General features: G+C 67.4%; 2 protein-coding genes. Both read right to left on the bottom strand.

Annotated features, from left to right (window positions below):
- On the bottom strand, positions 1–739 hold a 739-nt coding region (locus RT567_RS16755), incomplete at its 3' end, for a cytochrome b (RefSeq protein ID WP_313577321.1).
- A 75-nt stretch (positions 740–814) separates the two neighbouring features.
- Positions 815–1490 (bottom strand): YceI family protein (locus RT567_RS16750; protein WP_313577320.1); only part of this gene is annotated, 676 nt, incomplete at its 5' end.

Below are 1490 nucleotides of genomic sequence, written 5' to 3'. Positions count from 1 at the left end.
CCGTCTTGGGCGCGGGCCTGGCGGCTAGACCGAAGGCGACGCCGATCACGACCACGAAGGCCACGCCCGCCAGCCGCTCGGCCCAACGAGCGGCCAGCGTCGGCTCAGGCGCGACGCCATGCGCATCATCGCCATGCGGCAGGACGGGGATCATGTGCGACAGCACGCCGTCGCGCTCGAAGAACTGGTGCTTCAGCGCCGCCCCGACGTGCAGGGCGACCAGCACGATCGCGCCCCAGGCCAGCTTGCTGTGCGCGCCCATGGCCATCCACGCCGTCGTGCGACGGGCCGCTTCGGAAGCGTGCTCGATGAAAGGCAGGTGCGGAATGGTGAACAGGCCGAACCAGCTGGTCGCCACGGCCAGCGGCGTGTCCGTGACCACGGCCCAGCCGGTCGAGACATAGATCCAGCCCGTCAGCGGCAGAGCCAGCATCAGGGCGTAGAAGGCGGCGTGCGTCGCCCGCGCGGCGAACTGCTCCCACCCCTTCATGGCGCCCGGCAGGGCCGGAACCGGGTGCGTCAGCCGCCACACGATCCGCAGCACCGTCAGCGCCAGGATCAGGAAGCCGATCGACTTGTGAATCTGGAAGACGCGATAGGCCAGCGCCTGACTGTCCGGCTCGACGATGGCGTCGCTCATCCACCAGCCCATCGGGATCATCGACAGGATGGCGATCGCGATCAGCCAGTGCAGGGTGATGGCGACGGCGCTGTATCGGCTGGGGCGGCGGCGGGTCATAAGAGCTCTCGCGTCAGTCTGAACATGAAGAGGGCGGGACCGAACGGCCCCGCCCCTTCGTCGTGCTTTCGCCTATCAGGCGGCCGGAGCAGCCGGAGCGGCCGGGGCTGCTTCCTTGATGAACTCGGCGTCGAAGCGGATCGTCACTTCATCGCCGACCGGGCCCAGCGCCATGCCGAAATCGGTGCGCTTGAACTTGCCTTCAGCCGAGAAGCCGATGGCCGGAACCGGCATGAAGGGGTGCTTTTCAAGATCGCCATTGAACGTGGCGTCCAGCGTCACCGGCTTGGTGACGCCCAGGAAAGTCAGGTCGCCCGTCACCTTGGCGGTGCGCGTGCCGGTCAGCTCGACCTTGGTCGACTTGAAGGTGATCTGCGGGAAGGCCGTAGCGTTCAGGAAGGCCTTGTTCTTGGCGATGTCCTCGCTCCAGCTCTTGAAGCCGGTGGCGGCGTGGGTGCCGACGTAATCGCCCGGATAGTTGGCGTCGACCGAGGCCGGATCGATGGTCGCCTCAACCGTGCTGTTGGCCAGGTTCTCGGTGTCCAGGGTGATCTTGGCGTCGAACTTGTTGAAGCGCGCCGTATAATTCGAGATCGAGTTATGCGGCAGCGACCACTGCAACGAGGCGTGGGTCGGGTCCATCACATAGACGCCCGAGGTGGCCTTCAGCGCCACCGGGGCGGTCGAGGCGGCGTCGGTCGTCGGGGCGCCGGCGGTGTCGGCGGGCTGGCTGCAGGCGGCCAGCAGGGCG

The sequence above is a fragment of the Brevundimonas sp. genome (assembly GCF_032107865.1).
Classification (GTDB): Bacteria; Pseudomonadota; Alphaproteobacteria; order Caulobacterales; family Caulobacteraceae; genus Brevundimonas.
The sequence above is the reverse complement of the archived record's forward strand: the minus strand, read 5'-3'. Positions and strand labels throughout refer to the sequence as shown.